This is a genomic window from Kitasatospora sp. NPDC001664, assembly GCF_053596675.1.
Genome location: NZ_JBSFGS010000003.1, coordinates 353,377 through 368,282 on the forward strand (window position 1 = coordinate 353,377; position 14,906 = coordinate 368,282).

Genomic DNA, 14,906 nt, shown 5'->3' on the forward strand with positions numbered 1-14,906 from the left:
GGCCACGGGGTCGGTGGTCCGCCGCACGGCGGACCACCGACCCCGTGGTGCTACTCGTACCGGTACAGCAGGGCCTCGCGCTCGGACTGCTCGATCATCTCGATGGTCAGCCCCGGGTCGCCGATGTTGGCCTGGGTGACCCGGGCGGAGCTGGGGGCGCGGTCGGGGGCGAGCCACTGCTCGGGCTTCCAGGCGGAGCCGCGCAGGAAGGCCTTCGGGCAGTGGCCGTAGACCTCCTCGACCCGGACCACGACCGCGCTGCGCGGGGGCTTGCCGACGGCGGTGAGCCGGCCGAGCAGCTCGGCGTCGGCGGAGACCAGGGCGCGGCCGTTGACCCGCAGGGTGGTGTCCCGGCCGGGGATCACGAAGAGCAGGCCGACCCGGCCGGTCTCGACGATGTTGTGCAGGCTGTCGAGGCGCTTGTTGCCGGTGGCGTCCGGTATGGCCAGGGTCCGCTCGTCCAGGACCGAGACGAAGCCGGGCGGGCCTCCGCGCGGGGTGACGTCGCAGCTGCCGTCCGTGCCGTGGCTGGCCAGCATCACCAGCGAGGCGCAGGCGATGAGTTCGCGGGAGGTGTCGTTGACGTGGTCGACCTGCTTGCGGCGGGCCGCGTCGCCCGGGTGCTCGTACAGCTCGCGGAGCTGCTCGACGGAGGACAGGGCACCGGCTCGGAGTGCCTCGAAGGCATCGGATGTCGTCACGTACCGGCACGGTAGCCCACGGACGATCTTGGCGGCAGGGGATATTCCCACCGATGCGGCCGCACCGCGACCTGACGGAGTGAAACATGACACAGGAGCGGCCCCTCCCGGCCGGTTCCGCGCACGTGGCACAATGTCGGCAGAAACAGCAGTGACGTTCAGCGCACTCCGGGGTCGGTGAAAATCCGAACCGGCGGTTACAGTCCGCGACCCGTCCGCAGCCAGCGGCCGGTTGACCAGGTGAAATTCCTGGACCGACGGTTAAAGTCCGGATGGGAGGCGTGCGCGGGCGGGTAGTGAACAGCGGTGTGCGGTACCACGGCTCTTCCCCGAGGAGTCGTGTCTTCCACGGGAGAGCTCTCTGTCGAGGGCCGTCCCGGTGCACGCACCGTCGTCCCGGTACCCGTCGTGTCATCTCCCAGTGCCGCCCCGGAGTCCGCGCCCTAGCAGCGCGAGGAGAACCCGGGTGTTCACCGGCATCATCGAAGAGCTCGGCGAGGTCGTCTCCATCGAGGAGATCGGCGATTCCTCGCGCATCTGCCTGCGTGGCCCCGTGGTCTGTACCGACGCCGGGCACGGCGACTCCATCGCGGTCAACGGCGTCTGCCTGACCGTGGTCGACAGCCCCGAGCAACTGGCCGCCGGCACCGGTGAGTTCAGTGCCGACGTGATGGCCGAGACGCTGCACCGCTCCAGCCTCGGCGCACTCGCCCCCGGCTCCCGGGTCAACCTGGAGCGGGCCATGGCGCTCGGCGCCCGGCTCGGCGGCCACCTGGTCCAGGGCCACGTGGACGCCACCGGCACCCTGCTCTCCCGCGAGCCCGGCGACCTGGACGCGGACGGCAACCTCCGCTGGGAGGTGCTCCGCTTCTCGCTGCCCCAGGGCATCACCCGCTACCTGGTGGAGAAGGGCTCGATCACGGTGGACGGCGTCAGCCTGACCGTGGTGGAGGCCGCCCTCGACAGCTTCACCGTCAGCCTCATCCCGGCCACCCTGGCCCTGACCACGCTCGGCGCCAAGCAGGTCGGCGACCCGGTCAACCTCGAGGTGGACGTCCTCGCCAAGTACGTCGAGCGGCTGCTCGACGCGCGCACCCTCCCCACCGACCTGCCCACCATCCTCCCCGGGGACGCCTCGTGAACTGGCTCAACGAAACCGCCTTCTCGATATTCGGCCAGACCGTCAAGTGGACCGACATGGTGGGCAACCTGCTCGGCCTGGCCGCGCTGGCCCTCGGCTGGCGCCGCTCGGTCTGGAGCTGGCCGGTCCAGCTGCTCTCCGGCATGGTGCTGATCGGCGCCTACCTCTCGGCCCACCTGACCGGCCTGATCGGCAAGCAGGGCATCGTGATCGTGGCCGCCGTCTGGGGCTGGACCCAGTGGCAGCGCGGCCGCCGCGCGACCGGTGAGATCGAGGTCCGCTTCGCCACCGCCCGCGAGCGCGCCGCCCTGATCGGCGCCACCGCGGTGGCCACCGTCGCCCTCGCCGGGCTGTTCATCGCCGTCCCGGAGCTCTCCTGGAGCCCGTGGGCCGACGCCTACATCTTCACCGGCACGCTGGCCGCGATGTACGCGCAGGCCAGGGGCTGGGTGGAGTTCTGGTTCGCCTGGATCGCCGTCGACCTGGTCGGCGTCCCGCTCGCCTTCACCAGCGGCTACACCTTCTCCGGCATCACCTACGCCATCTACTTCGTGCTCGTGCTGCTGGGCCTGCAGGCCTGGTGGACCCGCACCCGCACCCCCCGGCCCGCCAACAAGGCCGTCCCGCAAGGAGTTTCGGCATGACCGTGCAGCCCGAGAACGACATCCGTCAGCTGGTCGACGACGCCTTCGCGCTCGACCCGGTGGAGCGGGCCGTGGCCGACATCGCGCTCGGCCGGCCGGTCATCGTGGTCGACGACGAGGACCGCGAGAACGAGGGCGACATCGTCTTCGCCGCCTCCGCCGCCACCCCCGAGCTGATGGCCTTCACCATCCGCTACTCCTCCGGCGTGATCTGCGTGCCGATGACCGGCGAGGAGCTGGACCGGCTCAAGCTGCCCCCGATGACCCAGGTCAACGAGGACCGCAAGGGCACCGCCTACGCGATCTCGGTGGACGCCCGCGACGGCGTGGACACCGGCATCTCGGCCGCCGACCGGGCCCGCACCGTCAAGCTGCTCTCCACGGTGGCCACCGAGCCGGGCGACCTCACCCGCCCCGGCCACGTCTTCCCGCTGCGCGCCGTCGAGGGCGGCGTGCTGGTCCGCCCCGGCCACACCGAGGCCGCCGTGGACCTGGCCCGCCTCGCCGGGCTGGCCCCGGCCGGTGCCATCGCCGAGGTGGTCAACGACGACGGCACCATGGCCCGGCTGCCCGAGCTGGTCGCCTTCGCCCGCGAACACGGCCTGGCGATCATCTCGATCGAGGACCTGATCGCCTACCGGCGCCGCACCGAGCTGCACGTCAAGCGCACCGCCGTCACCCAACTGCCCACCGAGTACGGCGAGTTCACCGCGGTTGGCTACAAGGGCACGCTGGACGGGGTCGAGCACATCGCGCTGGTGGCCGGCGGGCTGACCGCCGACGGCAAGCTCCCGGTCGGCGAGGACGTGCTGGTGCGCCTGCACTCCGAGTGCCTCACCGGCGACGTCTTCGGCTCGCTCCGCTGCGACTGCGGCCCCCAGCTGGCCGCCTCGCTGGAGGAGGTGGCCGCCTCCGGCCGCGGCGTGGTGGTCTACCTGCGCGGCCACGAGGGCCGGGGCATCGGCCTCACCCACAAGCTGCGCGCCTACGAGCTCCAGGAGCAGGGCCGCGACACGGTGGACGCCAACCTCGAACTCGGCCTGCCGGCCGACGCCCGGGACTACAGCATCGGCGCCCACATGCTCGTCGACCTCGGGGTCCGCTCGCTGACCCTGCTCACCAACAACCCCGACAAGACCGCCGCGCTGACCGAGCACGGCATCAAGGTCAAGGGCCGTCGGGGCCTGGAGACCCAGCCCGGCGAGCACAACGCCGCCTACCTGCGCACCAAGCGGGACCGGATGGGCCACGAGCTGACCCGGCTCGACCCCGAGGCCTGACCCGCCACCGCGCACCCGCCACCGCGCACCCGCCGAACCCGCAGACCTGACGAACCACCACCACCCAGAGAACGGACCACCCACGTGAGCGGCCACGGAGCCCCCGAGCTGACCCTCAAGAACTGCGCCGACCTGCGGGTCGCGGTGATCGCCGCGCAGTGGCACCAGCAGGTGATGGACGGCCTGCTGGACGGCGCGCACCGCGCGCTCAAGGAGCTCGGCATCGAGGAGCCGACCATCGTCCGGGTGCCCGGCACCTTCGAACTCCCGGTCGCCGCCAAGGTGCTGGCCGAGCGCGGCTACGACGCCGTGGTCGCGCTCGGCGTGGTCATCCGTGGCGGCACCCCGCACTTCGACTACGTCTGCCAGGGCGCCACCATCGGCCTGACCGACGTCAGCGTGCAGACCGGCGTCCCGGTCGGCTTCGGCGTGCTGACCTGCGACAACGAGCAGCAGGCGCTGGACCGCGCCGGCCTGCCCGGCTCGGCCGAGGACAAGGGCCACGAGGCCGTCACCGCGGCGGTCGCCACCGCCGCCGCGCTGCGCTCCGTCTCCGAGCCCTGGCGCTGACCCGGCGCTGACCCGGTGGCGGGCCGGCGTACGCCGGACGTCCAGCGGAGTGTCCACGCTCCGGAATCGTTTACCGTCCGTCAGCCCGCAAGCCGTAAGGTGAGCCCATCATGGCTTCGAAGACATTCGAGGAGCTGTTCACCGAGCTCCAGCAGAAGGCCGCCACGGCCGACCCCTCGACCTCCCGCACCGCGCAGCTCGTCCAGCAGGGCGTCCATGCGATCGGCAAGAAGGTCGTCGAGGAGGCGGCCGAGGTCTGGATGGCCGCCGAGTACCAGTCCACCGAGGAGACGGCGGAGGAGATCTCGCAGCTCCTCTACCACCTTCAGGTGATGATGGTCGCGCGCGGGCTGACGCTGGACGACGTCTACAAGTACCTCTGAAACACCCTCAGTACTCCGGAACACCCACACCTCCCGATGAAGGGCTCCTCTCTCATGCTGCGCATCGCCGTCCCCAACAAGGGTTCGCTCTCGGGTCCCGCGGCGGAGATGCTCCATGAGGCCGGCTACCGCCAGCGCAAGGACCCCAAGGAGCTGGTGCTGGTCGACCCGGAGAACCAGGTCGAGTTCTTCTTCCTCCGCCCGCGCGACATCGCCGTCTACGTCGGCTCCGGCCGCCTCGACGTCGGCATCACCGGCCGGGACCTGCTGCTGGACTCCGCCTCGGACGCCGAGGAGGTGCTGGCGCTGGGCTTCGGCGGCTCGACCTTCCGGTTCGCCAAGCCGGTCGGCGTGGAGGTCGCGGACGTGCAGGGCCTGGAGGGCCTGCGGATCGCCACCTCCTACACCGGCCTGGTCGAGCAGCACCTGGCCGAGCACGGCGTGAAGGCCACCGTCACCAAGCTGGACGGCGCGGTGGAGACCGCGGTCCAGCTCGGCGTGGCCGACGTGATCGCCGACGTGGTGGAGACCGGCACCAGCCTGCGCAACGCCGGTCTGGAGATCTTCGGCGAGCCGATCCTGGTCTCCGACGCGGTGGTCATCCGGCCCAAGGGCGCGGGCGAGGACGCCCGGGTCGAGGGCTTCCTGCGCCGGCTGCAGGGCGTGCTGGTGGCCCGCCGCTACGTGCTGATGGACTACGACATCCGGGCCGAGAAGGTCAGCGAGGCCGTCGCCCTGACGCCGGGCCTGGAGTCGCCGACCGTCTCGCCGCTGCACACCGAGGGCTGGGTCGCGGTCCGCTCCATGGTGCTGCGCAAGGAGGCCCAGCGGATCATGGACGACCTCTGGGCGATCGGTGCCCGGGCCATCCTGGTCACCAACATCCACGCCTGCCGCATCTGAGCCGGGCCCTCTGAGCCCGGCGCGTCCGGGCCTGCCGTCTCGGAGCGTGTAAGCACCTCGTAGGGTGGGACGTCGTCAGCGACGTCCCACCCTTCGGCTTTCCCCGTCTGGAGAACCACGTGTCCAGCCCCGCCGCCCCGCCCGCCGTCGACCTGCCCGTCACCTGGGCCCCGCGCCGCAACCGGGTCGTGCTCGCGGTGATCTGCGCCGTCTTCCTGGTGCTCTTCACCACCATGGCCGTGGCCCTGCCGCCGCACTGGCACTTCAACGACCGGGTGGCGATGTTCTGCTCCGGCCTGCTGTTCGCCTCGGTCGGCGTGATGCTCGCCCGCCCGCAGGTGAAGGCCGACGCGGAGGGGGTCACGGTGACCAACTTCGTCCGCAGCCACCGGTTGAGCTGGGCCCAGGTCGTCCGGGTGAACTTCCGTCAGGGCGACCCCTGGGTGACCCTCGACCTGTCCGACGGCACCGCGCTGGCCGCCGTCGGCATCCAGGCGGGCGGCGGCCGCGCGCAGGCCGTCCGGGCCGCCCGGGCCCTGCGTGACCTGGTGGAGCACCGGGGCGCGGCGCGGGTCTGACGGGTCCTCCGTTCCCGTACGGCCATCGTCTACGCTGGCCGGTGACCCTTACGACCTGAGGAGTGACACCTCCCCTCGATGGACGATCCGTCCGGTAGCAGTACCGACGCCGCCTCTCCCGACCGGGAGGCGGCACCGTGACCACCGCCTGGCTGCTGCTGCTCGCGGCCCTGCTGCTGATCCTCGCCAACGGCCTGTTCGTGGCCGCCGAGTTCGCCCTCGTCACGGTCGACCGGGGGACGATCGAACGCTCCGCCGCCGAGGGGGACCGCAGGGCGCAGCGCGTGCAGAAGGCGCAGCGGCAGCTCTCCTTCCAGCTCTCCGGGGCCCAACTCGGCATCACCGTCACCTCCCTGGTGGTCGGCATGCTCGCCGAGCCCGCCCTCTCGGTGCTGCTCGCTCCCGTGCTCACCGGCCTCGGCGTGCCGGAGACCGCCGCGCACGGCCTCGCGGTGGCGGTCGGGATGGCGCTGGCCACCGTGGTGCAGATGGTGACGGGCGAGCTGGTGCCGAAGAACTGGGCCATCTCCCACCCGGTGCAGGTCGCCTACGCGGTGGTCGGCCCGCAGCGGGTCTTCTCCGCCGTCTGCCGCCCGCTGATCCGCCTCCTGAACGGCTCCGCCGACCGGATGGTCCGGGCGCTCGGCATCGAGCCGCAGGAGGAGCTGGACCACGCCCGCACCCCCGAGGAGCTGGTCTCACTGGCCCGGCACTCCGCCAAGGAGGGGGCGCTGGACGAGCAGTCGGCCAAGCTCTTCGTGAAGACCCTGGCGCTGGCCGAGCTCACCGCCGGGAGCGTGATGACCCCGAGGATCGACGTCGCCGCCCTCCAGCGCGACGCCACCGCCTCCGACGTGCTCAACCTGACCAGGGCCACCGGCTACTCCCGCTTCCCGGTCTACGCCGAGGGCCTGGACGAGGTCACCGGCACCGTCACCCTCAAGGACGCGCTGGCCGTGGCGGCCGAGCGCCGCCCGAGCATCCGGGTGGCCCAACTCGCCCACCCCGCCCTGCTGGTGCCCGAGACGCTGCCCTGCGAGGAGCTGCTCGACCGGCTGCGGCGCGAGCAGCCGATGGCCGTCGTGGTGGACGAGTACGGCGGCACCGCCGGGGTGGTCACCCTGGAGGACATCGTCGAGGAGATCGTCGGCGAGGTGCAGGACGAGCACGACCTCGCCGACCTGCCCGACCTGCGGCCCCTGCCGGCCCAGGACGGCCTGCCCGCCTGGGAGGCCGACGGCCGGGCCCGGCTCGACCAGCTGGAGGCGATCGGCCTGCACGCGCCCGACGGCCCGTACGAGACGCTCGGCGGACTGCTCTCCGACCTGCTCGGCAAGCTCCCGGCTCCCGGTGAGGAGGCGTCACTGCCCGGCTGGCGGTTCACCGTGCTCGCCGTGGAGCGGCACCGCACCAGCCGGGTGCTGGTGCGGCGCACCGCCGAGGGGAGGGACGCATGAGCGTCCTGCAACTGGCCGCATCGCTGCTCCTGCTGCTGGGCAACGCCTTCTTCGTCGGCGCCGAGTTCGCCGTCATCTCGGTGCGGCGCAGCCAGATCGAACCGCTGGCGGAGGCCGGCAACGGCCGGGCGCGGACGGTGCTGCACGCGCTGTCGAACGTCTCGGCGATGCTGGCCGCCGCCCAACTCGGCATCACCGTCTGCTCGTTGTTGTTGGGCGCGCTGGCCGAGCCGACCATCGCCGGCCTGCTGGAGGGGCCGTTGACGGCGGTCGGGATCCCGGAGCAGCTGATCCACCCGATCGGCTACGCGGTGGCGCTGGCGGTGGTGGTCTTCCTGCACATGGTGGTCGGCGAGATGGTGCCGAAGAACATCGCCCTGGCCGGGCCGGAGAAGGCCGCCCTCTGGCTCGGCCCGCCGCTGGACCGGCTGGCGCGCTGGCTCTCACCCGTGATCCGCTTCCTGAACGCCCTCGCCAACGGCGTGCTGCGGCTGTTCCGGGTCGAGCCCAAGGACGAGGTCGAGTCGGTCTTCACCACGGAGCAGCTGCTCTACCTGCTGACCGACTCCAGGGAGGCCGGGCTGCTGGACGAACAGCGGCAGGAACGGCTGGAGGACGCCCTGGAGTTGGGGGTGCGGCCGGTCACCGACGTCCTGCTGGCCCCGGACCAGCTGGTCACGGTCGGGCCGGCGGTGACGGCCGCCGAGATCGAGGACCTCGCGGTGCGGACCGGCTTCTCGCGCTTCCCCGTCCTCGACGGGGCCGGGCAGGTGCGGGGCTACCTGCACGTCAAGGACGCTCTGGACGTGGACGACCGCGAGGCACCGGTGCCGGAGCGGCTCTGGCGGCCCGTCACCGTGCTGCGCGGGTCGCTGCCGCTGGACGACGCGCTGGCCGCGATGCAGCGGGCCGCCTCGCACCTGGCCGCGGTGGTGGACCAGGACGGGAGGGCACTGGGGCTGGTGGCCCTGGAGGACGTCCTGGAGGAGCTGGTCGGCGAGATGCACGACCCGGACCACCGGCGGCCGTAGCGGGGACGGGGCGGCGGTGCGCGGCCGGGGGCGGTTCGGCCGAACGCGTGGACGGGGTGGGCCGGACGGAGTGCCTCCCGTGACCCGGGCCGGGGGCGGGATGAGCATGGCCGACGGTACGCCGGGCGGCGAGGCGCTCGGCGGCCGGGCGAAGGGAAGACCGGATGACGGTCGGTCAGGGCGGTGCCCCGGGTCAGCGGACGCTCCGGCGTTCGGCGGTCGCGACGGCGGTGGCGGTCGCCCTCTGGGCGGGCCCGCTCGGCGCCCTCGCCCACGCGGACCCGGGGCCCCCGCCGACCGGCACCCGGCCCGGAGCGGCCCGCGTGCCGGGGCCGTTCGCCCAGCCAGGCGACTTCGCCCGGCCCGGCGATCCGGCCGCGGTGGTGCCGCAGCCCGGGGTGTCCGCGCTCCCGGCGGCCGAGATCGGCGACCCGGTGCTGGTGCGGCTCGCCCTGGACATCGCCGAACTGCGGCCCGCCGCCGACGCGGCGCGGGTGCTGGCGGAGCGTCAGGCCGGCGAGGCGGCCGGCCTTCGGCGGGCCGCCGACGTGCTCGGCGCCGAGCGGGCGGCGGCGGGGGCCCGGCTCCAGGACGGCGAACTGGGAGCGGCGCAGCTGGCGGGCTCCGACTACCGGGGGCAGGGCCTCTCCGGCTTCCTGCGGCTGCTGGTCACCGGGCCGACGGCGCTGGTGCCGGACGGCGTGCCGATGGCCGGGGCGCGGGCCCAGGCCGAACTGGTCCGGCAGCTGCGCGGCACCTACGCCGAGGTCAGCGGGCGGCAGGAGGCGGCGGAGCGGGCGGCGCAGGAGGCGGGGGCGGCGGCCGGGGCGAGCCGGGCCGCACAGGCGGACCTGGAGCGGCGGCTGGCCGACACGGTGGCGGAGCTGGCGCGGGACGCACGGGCGAAGGCGGCACCCGGCGGCGGGGTGACGATGGTTCAGGCGGAGGACTCGGCCGCGCTGCCGGAGACGGACGCCGCACCGAGCGGGGCGGGGGCGCGGGCGATCGCCGAGGCGCTGGGGCAGCTCGGCCGCCCGTACGTCTGGGGCGGCGCCGGCCCCGAGGTCTTCGACTGCTCCGGCCTCACCTCCTGGGCCTGGCAGCACGCCGGGACCCCCATCCCGCGCACCAGCCAGGACCAGTGGGCGGGACTGACCCGCGTCCCCCTCCACGAGCTCCGCCCGGGCGACCTGGTCATCTACGACCCCGGCGCCACCCACGTCTCGATGTACCTCGGCGGCGGCCTGGTCGTCCACGCCCCCCACCCCGGGACCGTCGTCAAGATCGCCCCGCTCGGCCTCCTGCCCGTCCTCGGCGCGGTCCGCCCGGACGCCGACCCGCGGTCGGGCCCTCAGGACTGACGGGCCAACAGCAGCACGGTGGCGTCGTCCTGGTGGCCGGTCGCCCCGGCGAGCGGGAGCAGCCGGTCGGCCAGGGGATCCAGGGAATCCCCGGGCCAGGCCGAGAGCACGGCGCCGAGCGCCGCCAGGCCCTGCTCCAGGGGGAGTGCGGGCCCTTCCACCAGGCCGTCGGTACAGAGCGCCAGCAGGGCGCCGGGCGGGAGGTCGACCGGTTCGGTGGGGTACCCCTGGCCCGGCAGGACACCGAGCGGCAGACCTCCGGTGACGTTCTCGGTCCGGACGGCGCCGTCGGGGCCGACCACCAGCAGCGGGGGGTGCGCGGCGCGGGCGACCAGGGTGGAGCCGGTGCGCGGGTCGAGCCGCAGCAGGGTGCAGGTGGCGGTGGCCGATACCGGGAAGCGGTCCAGGAAGTCGTTGACCAGACCGAGCACCGTACCCGGGTCGGGGGAGCCCAGGGAGTACGCCCGCACCAGGGTGCGCAGCCGGGCCATCAGCGGGGCGGCGTGCGCGCCGTGGCCCTGGACGTCGCCGACGCAGACCATCACCGTGCCGTCGCGCAGGTCGATCAGGTCGTACCAGTCACCGCCGAGGCCGAGGTCGTGCTGGGCCGGCAGGTGACGGACCGTCACGGTCAGGCCGTCCACGGCGTCCGGCGGGAGCGGCGCGGCACCGGCCTGGAACGCGTCGGCCAGGTCGAGGTACGGCTGGGTGCGGCCGGTGCGCGCCAGTGCCTGCCCGGCCAGCCGGGCCACCTCGCGGACCGCGGCGACGGCGGTCGGCGCCAGGCCGTCCGGGCCCTCGTGGCCCAGCGCCCAGGCGCCGAGCGGTGCGCCGCCGGGCTCGGTGAGCGGCAGGATGCTCCAGGAACGCGTCCGGGGCTCGGCCACCAGGGTGCCGCCGTCCGGGGCCAGGGCCAGGTACTCGTCCCGGGTGAGGAAGCTGGGCCGCCCGGTGCGGGCCACCACCGCCAGCGGCAGGGCGGCGTCGAGCGGCACCACCCAGGGAGCGCCGTGCCCGGCCGGCGGCTCGGGCCGCCGCTCGATCCGCAGCCGCCGCCCCCGGTCGCCGTCCAGCAGGCCGACGGTGGCCTGGGTCGCGCCGATCAGCGCCGGGAACCGCTCCAGCAGCAGGTCCGCCACCCGCTCCTGCGAGGGCGCCAGCAGCAGCTCCTCGGCCGGGCGGCGCACCCGGCGGGCGATCCGGGCCCCCTCGTCGGACCTCCCGTCGACCGGCCCGCCGTCGAGCGCCGCGCTCACCCCGACCAGCAGCGGACGGCCCATCACCGTGAACGAGCAGGCCCAGGTGAGCAGCCAGCGCCAGCCGCCGTCGTCGCCCTGGAAGCGGAAGTGCGCCTGGACGGTGCGGCCGGGCTGCTCGGTGGCGTCCAGCTGGAGGCTCAGCAGGTCCGGGACGTCGTCCGGATGCACCCGGGCCAGGAACTCCGCGACCGTCAACTGCCGGGCCCCGGGCACCCCGTAGAGCAGGGCGGCGGAGTCGTCCCGCTGGTTCACCCCCTCCGTCGGGTCGGCGCACCACAGGCCGAGCGGGGTGCGCTCCAGCAGCCATTCGCGCGGGCCGGTGCCGATCAGCAGCTCCACCACGGGCAGCTCCGGGGCCGAGGTGAGCACCGGCCGGGCCCGGACCCAGACCGACTGGGCCGGTCCGCCCTCGGCGGAGGTGGCCAGCAGGGCGGGCACCAGTCCGCCGTCCGGTGCGGCCAGCAGCCCGGCGACCTTCTCGCCCGAGGCGGGTTCGAACAGCCGCGACGCAGGCTGCCCGAGCACCCGCGCGGCCGGCAGACCGCCCACCGTCGCCTCGTGCGGGCAGACCGCGGCCACCCGTCCCTGACGGTCCACCAGCAGCGACACCGCCTGCACGACCCGGTCCACGCTGCTCCTCACCCTGGGCGGCCCCTCCGACCGAGCCTGCCACCGGACGGGCGGCCCGGCACGGTGTCGCCTCCGGTGGGGTGAGGAGGGTGCCCGAGGGGCGGCGTGAGGGGCGTGGTGGGTGACTGACGGACTGCTGCCTTCGGCCCCGCCTGAGGCGGGTACGCGATCCCGCCGCAGGCGGGGGTCAGCGGCGGGCGTCGATGAGTTCGCCGTAGGCCTGCATGAGGTCGGGGAGGCGGAGGGTGATCAGGTCCTCGCGGCCGGGGGTGGTGGTGAGGGTGGAGAGGCGCAGGTCGCGGTAGGCGCAGGACTTCTCGTAGAGGGTGCGGATGAAGCGGCCGTTGCCGAGGTCGTCGATCCAGCCCTCGGCGACCACGTGGGTGCAGATGCTGGCCAGCTCCTCCGCGGCGTCCGGGTCCCAGCCGTCGCCGCTGCCGGCGGCGAGGGTGCGGCCGATGGCGGTGAGTTCGGCGGGGCGGTAGCTGGGGAAGTCGACCCGGGTGGTGAAGCGGGAGTTGAGGCCGGGGTTGGTGGCGAGCAGGCGGTTCATGCCCTCGGGGTAGCCGGCCAGGATGACGACCAGGCGGTCGCGGTTGTCCTCGGCGCGCTTGAGCAGGACCTGGAGCGCCTCGTCCCCGTAGGCGTCGCCCTGGCTGTAGCCGGAGTTGGAGAGGCTGTAGGCCTCGTCGATGAAGAGGACGCCGTCCAGCGCGGAGTCGATCAGCTCGTTGGCCTTGACCGCCGTCTGCCCGAGGTACTCGCCGACCAGGTCGGCGCGCTGGGCCTCCACCAGGTGGTCGCCGGAGAGCAGGCCGAGCGCGTGGAAGACCTGGCCGAGGATCCGCGCGACGGTGGTCTTGCCGGTGCCGGAGGGGCCGGAGAAGACGAAGTGCCGCTTGGGCGGGGCGACCGGCAGCGACTGGTCGGCCCGCAGCCGGGACATCCGCAACTGGGCCGAGAGCGCCCGGACCTGACGCTTCACCGGGTCCAGCCCGACCATCTGCTCCAGCTGGGCGAGCGCCGCCTCCAGGCCGTCGCTGCCACCGGAGCGCAGCGGCACCGGGCCGGACGGCGGAGCGGCGCCGGCGGCGGTGGCCCGGACCGGCGTCTGGGTGGGCTCGGGCGTGGTCTCGGGCTCCGGTGCCTGCTCGGGCGAGGCGGAGGCCGCAGGCTCGGCCGGGGGAGCGACGGGGGGTTCGGCGGGCTCCGCGGCGTCGAGGAACTCCTCGTCGGGGAAGGGGAGTTCGCCCGAGGTGAGGGCGGGCAGCATCAGTTCGTCGAGCACCCCGTCCTCGGTGGCGATGGCGGCCAGCCGGGCGGCGGTGTCCATGAAGCCGGGGTCGGCGCGGTGCACGGCGCGGTAGAGCGGGAGGGCGGCTGCGCTGCGCCCGGCGCCCTCGTAGGCGCGGGCCAGCCAGTAGCGCAGCTCCTTGCGCTGGGGCTGCTCGGAGCGGCAGCGGGCCAGCGAGACGGCCAGCGGGTGCTGGGCCTGGGCGCACATGTCGAGGCGGACCCGGGCCATGCCGGCGAACAACCCGGCCTCGATGCCGAGGAGTTGGTCGTCCAGCAGCGGCTCGGTGTCGCGGATCAGCTGCTCCCAGTCCTTGAGCAGGTAGGAGCGGCAGGCGTGCAGGAAGCGGACCGAGGGGTCGTCCTCGGGGGAGGAGCAGGAGGCCAGGGCGGTGTCCAGCTCCGCCAGGTGCCGGCCGTCCAGCCAGTGCGAGGCGTGCGCCAGCGCGAGGTCGCGGGCGTCCTCGAGGACGGGCTGCACCCACCAGCCGAGCCAGTACCAGGAGCTGAGCGGCCGCCGGTGCTGGGCGCGCTGCTCGCCGAAACGTTTCTGGTGGCGGTGCATCTCGACCAGTGCGGCGGAGGTGTCGCAGCGCAGCGCGTGCAGGCCGAGCCAGGCGTCCGCCATCCCCGGGTCGAGCCGCACGGCGGTGCGGAACTCCTCCTCCGCGCGCGCGTACGAGCCCGCGGCGTAGGCGTCCATCGCCCGCAGCCAGGCCCGGTCGGCCAGCCGGTCCGGCCCGGTGGAATCGGAACTCGCCATGACACTCAGCCCCCCGCCGTGTGCACCAGCACACCCCCTTGCGGAAATCGTACCGGTGGGAGGCTGATCCGGAAGGGTGGCGCGCGAAGCCAATCCGGCATCAAATCCGGTGGGGCGACGCGGGATTGGACGATCTTCGGCGGAGCGCCGGGAGGGGGACGGCACCTCCGGCTCACGGGGGAACAAGCCGGAGGTGCCGTGTCTGTGGTTGCGCGCTCAACCAACCGCGCGCTGAGCTGAACCTAAATGCTGCCGATCCCCCAGGTCAAGGGCCCTGCGGAGGTCTCACTTAGGGTGCCCTCAGCGATCCGGCCGGTGACTCCGTGCACCAGGAGATCGGCGTACGGACGGCTCGGGTCGGCGGCGAAGTGGGCCCGCTCGGCGACCGCCCAGCCGGCCCAGAAGCCGGCCAGCTCCGGCCCGTCCCGCAGTTCGCCGCGGGCCCGGGCGGCGGCCTGGCCCAGCTCCATCCAGACCAGCAGCGCCAGATCGGGCCGCACCTCGCGCCGTCCGGCGCCCACCCCCTCCAGCAGCACCACGGGCGCGGGCGGGACCTGACGGACCGTCGCGAACCGGCGCCCGACCCAGTCGTAGACCCGGTGCTCGGCGGTGCGGCCGCGCGCCAGCGGCTCCAGCACCTCGGTGCGCAGGCGCCGCGTCCAGCCGAACGGCTCCTCGTGGGTGGCCAGGTCGTCCAGGTGTACCACGGGGGCGCCGCCCAGCGCCTCGGCCAGGCGTCCGGCGAAGGTGGTCTTGCCCGAGCCCGCGTGCCCGTCGACGGCGACCAGCCGCACCGGGCCGAGCGACGGCGGCAGGGCGCGCAGCCGGTCGGCGAGCGGGGCGAGGTCGGCGGCGGTCACCGGCCCACTCTACGGGCGGCCGCAGGTCGCGGCCCCGCGGCCGGTTCTGACG

Annotated in this window: 14 protein-coding genes and 1 riboswitch; of the genes, 10 read left to right on the top strand and 4 right to left on the bottom strand. The window is 74.1% G+C overall.

From position 1 onward, the window contains the following. Positions 1-50 precede the first annotated feature (50 nt). Complete coding sequence (locus tag ACWCYY_RS06370; RefSeq protein ID WP_449795291.1) at positions 51-701, bottom strand: MSMEG_1061 family FMN-dependent PPOX-type flavoprotein; 651 nt, start codon at positions 699-701, stop codon at positions 51-53. Positions 702-861: 160 nt separating this feature from the next. Next, positions 862-989, top strand: a riboswitch (FMN riboswitch). A gap of 178 nt (positions 990-1,167) precedes the next feature. Between ACWCYY_RS06370 and ACWCYY_RS06375 the strand changes: the two genes are divergently transcribed. From ACWCYY_RS06375 to ACWCYY_RS06420, 10 genes are all read left to right on the top strand, one after another. Continuing rightward, positions 1,168-1,842 carry a riboflavin synthase gene (locus ACWCYY_RS06375; protein ID WP_449795292.1) on the top strand — a complete coding sequence of 225 codons (675 nt, stop codon included), beginning with the start codon at positions 1,168-1,170 and terminating at the stop codon, positions 1,840-1,842. Positions 1,843-1,898: 56 nt separating this feature from the next. After that, on the top strand, positions 1,899-2,486 hold the full coding sequence (locus tag ACWCYY_RS06380) for a nicotinamide mononucleotide transporter family protein (RefSeq protein ID WP_449795369.1): 588 nt from the start codon (positions 1,899-1,901) through the stop codon (positions 2,484-2,486). Continuing rightward, positions 2,483-3,766, top strand: coding sequence for a bifunctional 3,4-dihydroxy-2-butanone-4-phosphate synthase/GTP cyclohydrolase II (locus ACWCYY_RS06385; protein WP_449795293.1), 1,284 nt, complete (start codon positions 2,483-2,485; stop codon positions 3,764-3,766). Before ACWCYY_RS06380 ends, ACWCYY_RS06385 begins: the two co-directional genes overlap by 4 nt. An 84-nt stretch (positions 3,767-3,850) precedes the next feature. Then, complete coding sequence (gene ribH, locus ACWCYY_RS06390; protein ID WP_345281002.1) at positions 3,851-4,336, top strand: 6,7-dimethyl-8-ribityllumazine synthase; 486 nt, start codon at positions 3,851-3,853, stop codon at positions 4,334-4,336. Positions 4,337-4,446: 110 nt separating this feature from the next. Continuing rightward, positions 4,447-4,719, top strand: a complete 273-nt coding sequence (locus ACWCYY_RS06395; RefSeq protein WP_345281000.1) for a phosphoribosyl-ATP diphosphatase — start codon at positions 4,447-4,449, stop codon at positions 4,717-4,719. Positions 4,720-4,773: 54 nt separating this feature from the next. Next, positions 4,774-5,622 carry an ATP phosphoribosyltransferase gene (gene hisG / locus ACWCYY_RS06400; protein WP_345280998.1) on the top strand — a complete coding sequence of 283 codons (849 nt, stop codon included), beginning with the start codon at positions 4,774-4,776 and terminating at the stop codon, positions 5,620-5,622. A gap of 119 nt (positions 5,623-5,741) precedes the next feature. Beyond that, the gene (locus ACWCYY_RS06405) at positions 5,742-6,200 is read left to right on the top strand and encodes a PH domain-containing protein (RefSeq protein ID WP_345280996.1); all 459 of its coding nucleotides are present in this window, start codon (positions 5,742-5,744) and stop codon (positions 6,198-6,200) included. Positions 6,201-6,337: 137 nt separating this feature from the next. Next, entirely contained in the window at positions 6,338-7,657 is a 1,320-nt protein-coding gene (locus tag ACWCYY_RS06410; RefSeq protein ID WP_449795294.1) for a hemolysin family protein, read from the top strand. Further along, positions 7,654-8,688: a hemolysin family protein gene (locus ACWCYY_RS06415; RefSeq protein WP_449795295.1), complete on the top strand. Its 1,035-nt coding sequence runs from the start codon at positions 7,654-7,656 to the stop codon at positions 8,686-8,688. The genes ACWCYY_RS06410 and ACWCYY_RS06415 overlap by 4 nt, the downstream gene beginning before the upstream one ends. Before the next feature lie 164 nt (positions 8,689-8,852). Continuing rightward, entirely contained in the window at positions 8,853-10,049 is a 1,197-nt protein-coding gene (locus ACWCYY_RS06420; protein ID WP_449795296.1) for a C40 family peptidase, read from the top strand. Here the strand turns inward: ACWCYY_RS06420 and ACWCYY_RS06425 are convergent. The 3 genes from ACWCYY_RS06425 to ACWCYY_RS06435 all read right to left on the bottom strand — a co-directional run bounded on the left by ACWCYY_RS06425 (position 10,040) and on the right by ACWCYY_RS06435 (position 14,854). Next, a complete protein-coding gene (locus ACWCYY_RS06425; RefSeq protein ID WP_449795297.1) occupies positions 10,040-11,938 on the bottom strand; it encodes a PP2C family protein-serine/threonine phosphatase in 1,899 nt (632 codons plus the stop codon). The genes ACWCYY_RS06420 and ACWCYY_RS06425 overlap by 10 nt on opposite strands. Before the next feature lie 187 nt (positions 11,939-12,125). Next, a complete protein-coding gene (locus tag ACWCYY_RS06430; protein WP_449795298.1) occupies positions 12,126-13,994 on the bottom strand; it encodes an AAA family ATPase in 1,869 nt (622 codons plus the stop codon). Positions 13,995-14,236: 242 nt separating this feature from the next. Then, complete coding sequence (locus ACWCYY_RS06435) at positions 14,237-14,854, bottom strand: uridine kinase family protein (RefSeq protein WP_345280986.1); 618 nt, start codon at positions 14,852-14,854, stop codon at positions 14,237-14,239. Positions 14,855-14,906: the final 52 nt, after the last annotated feature.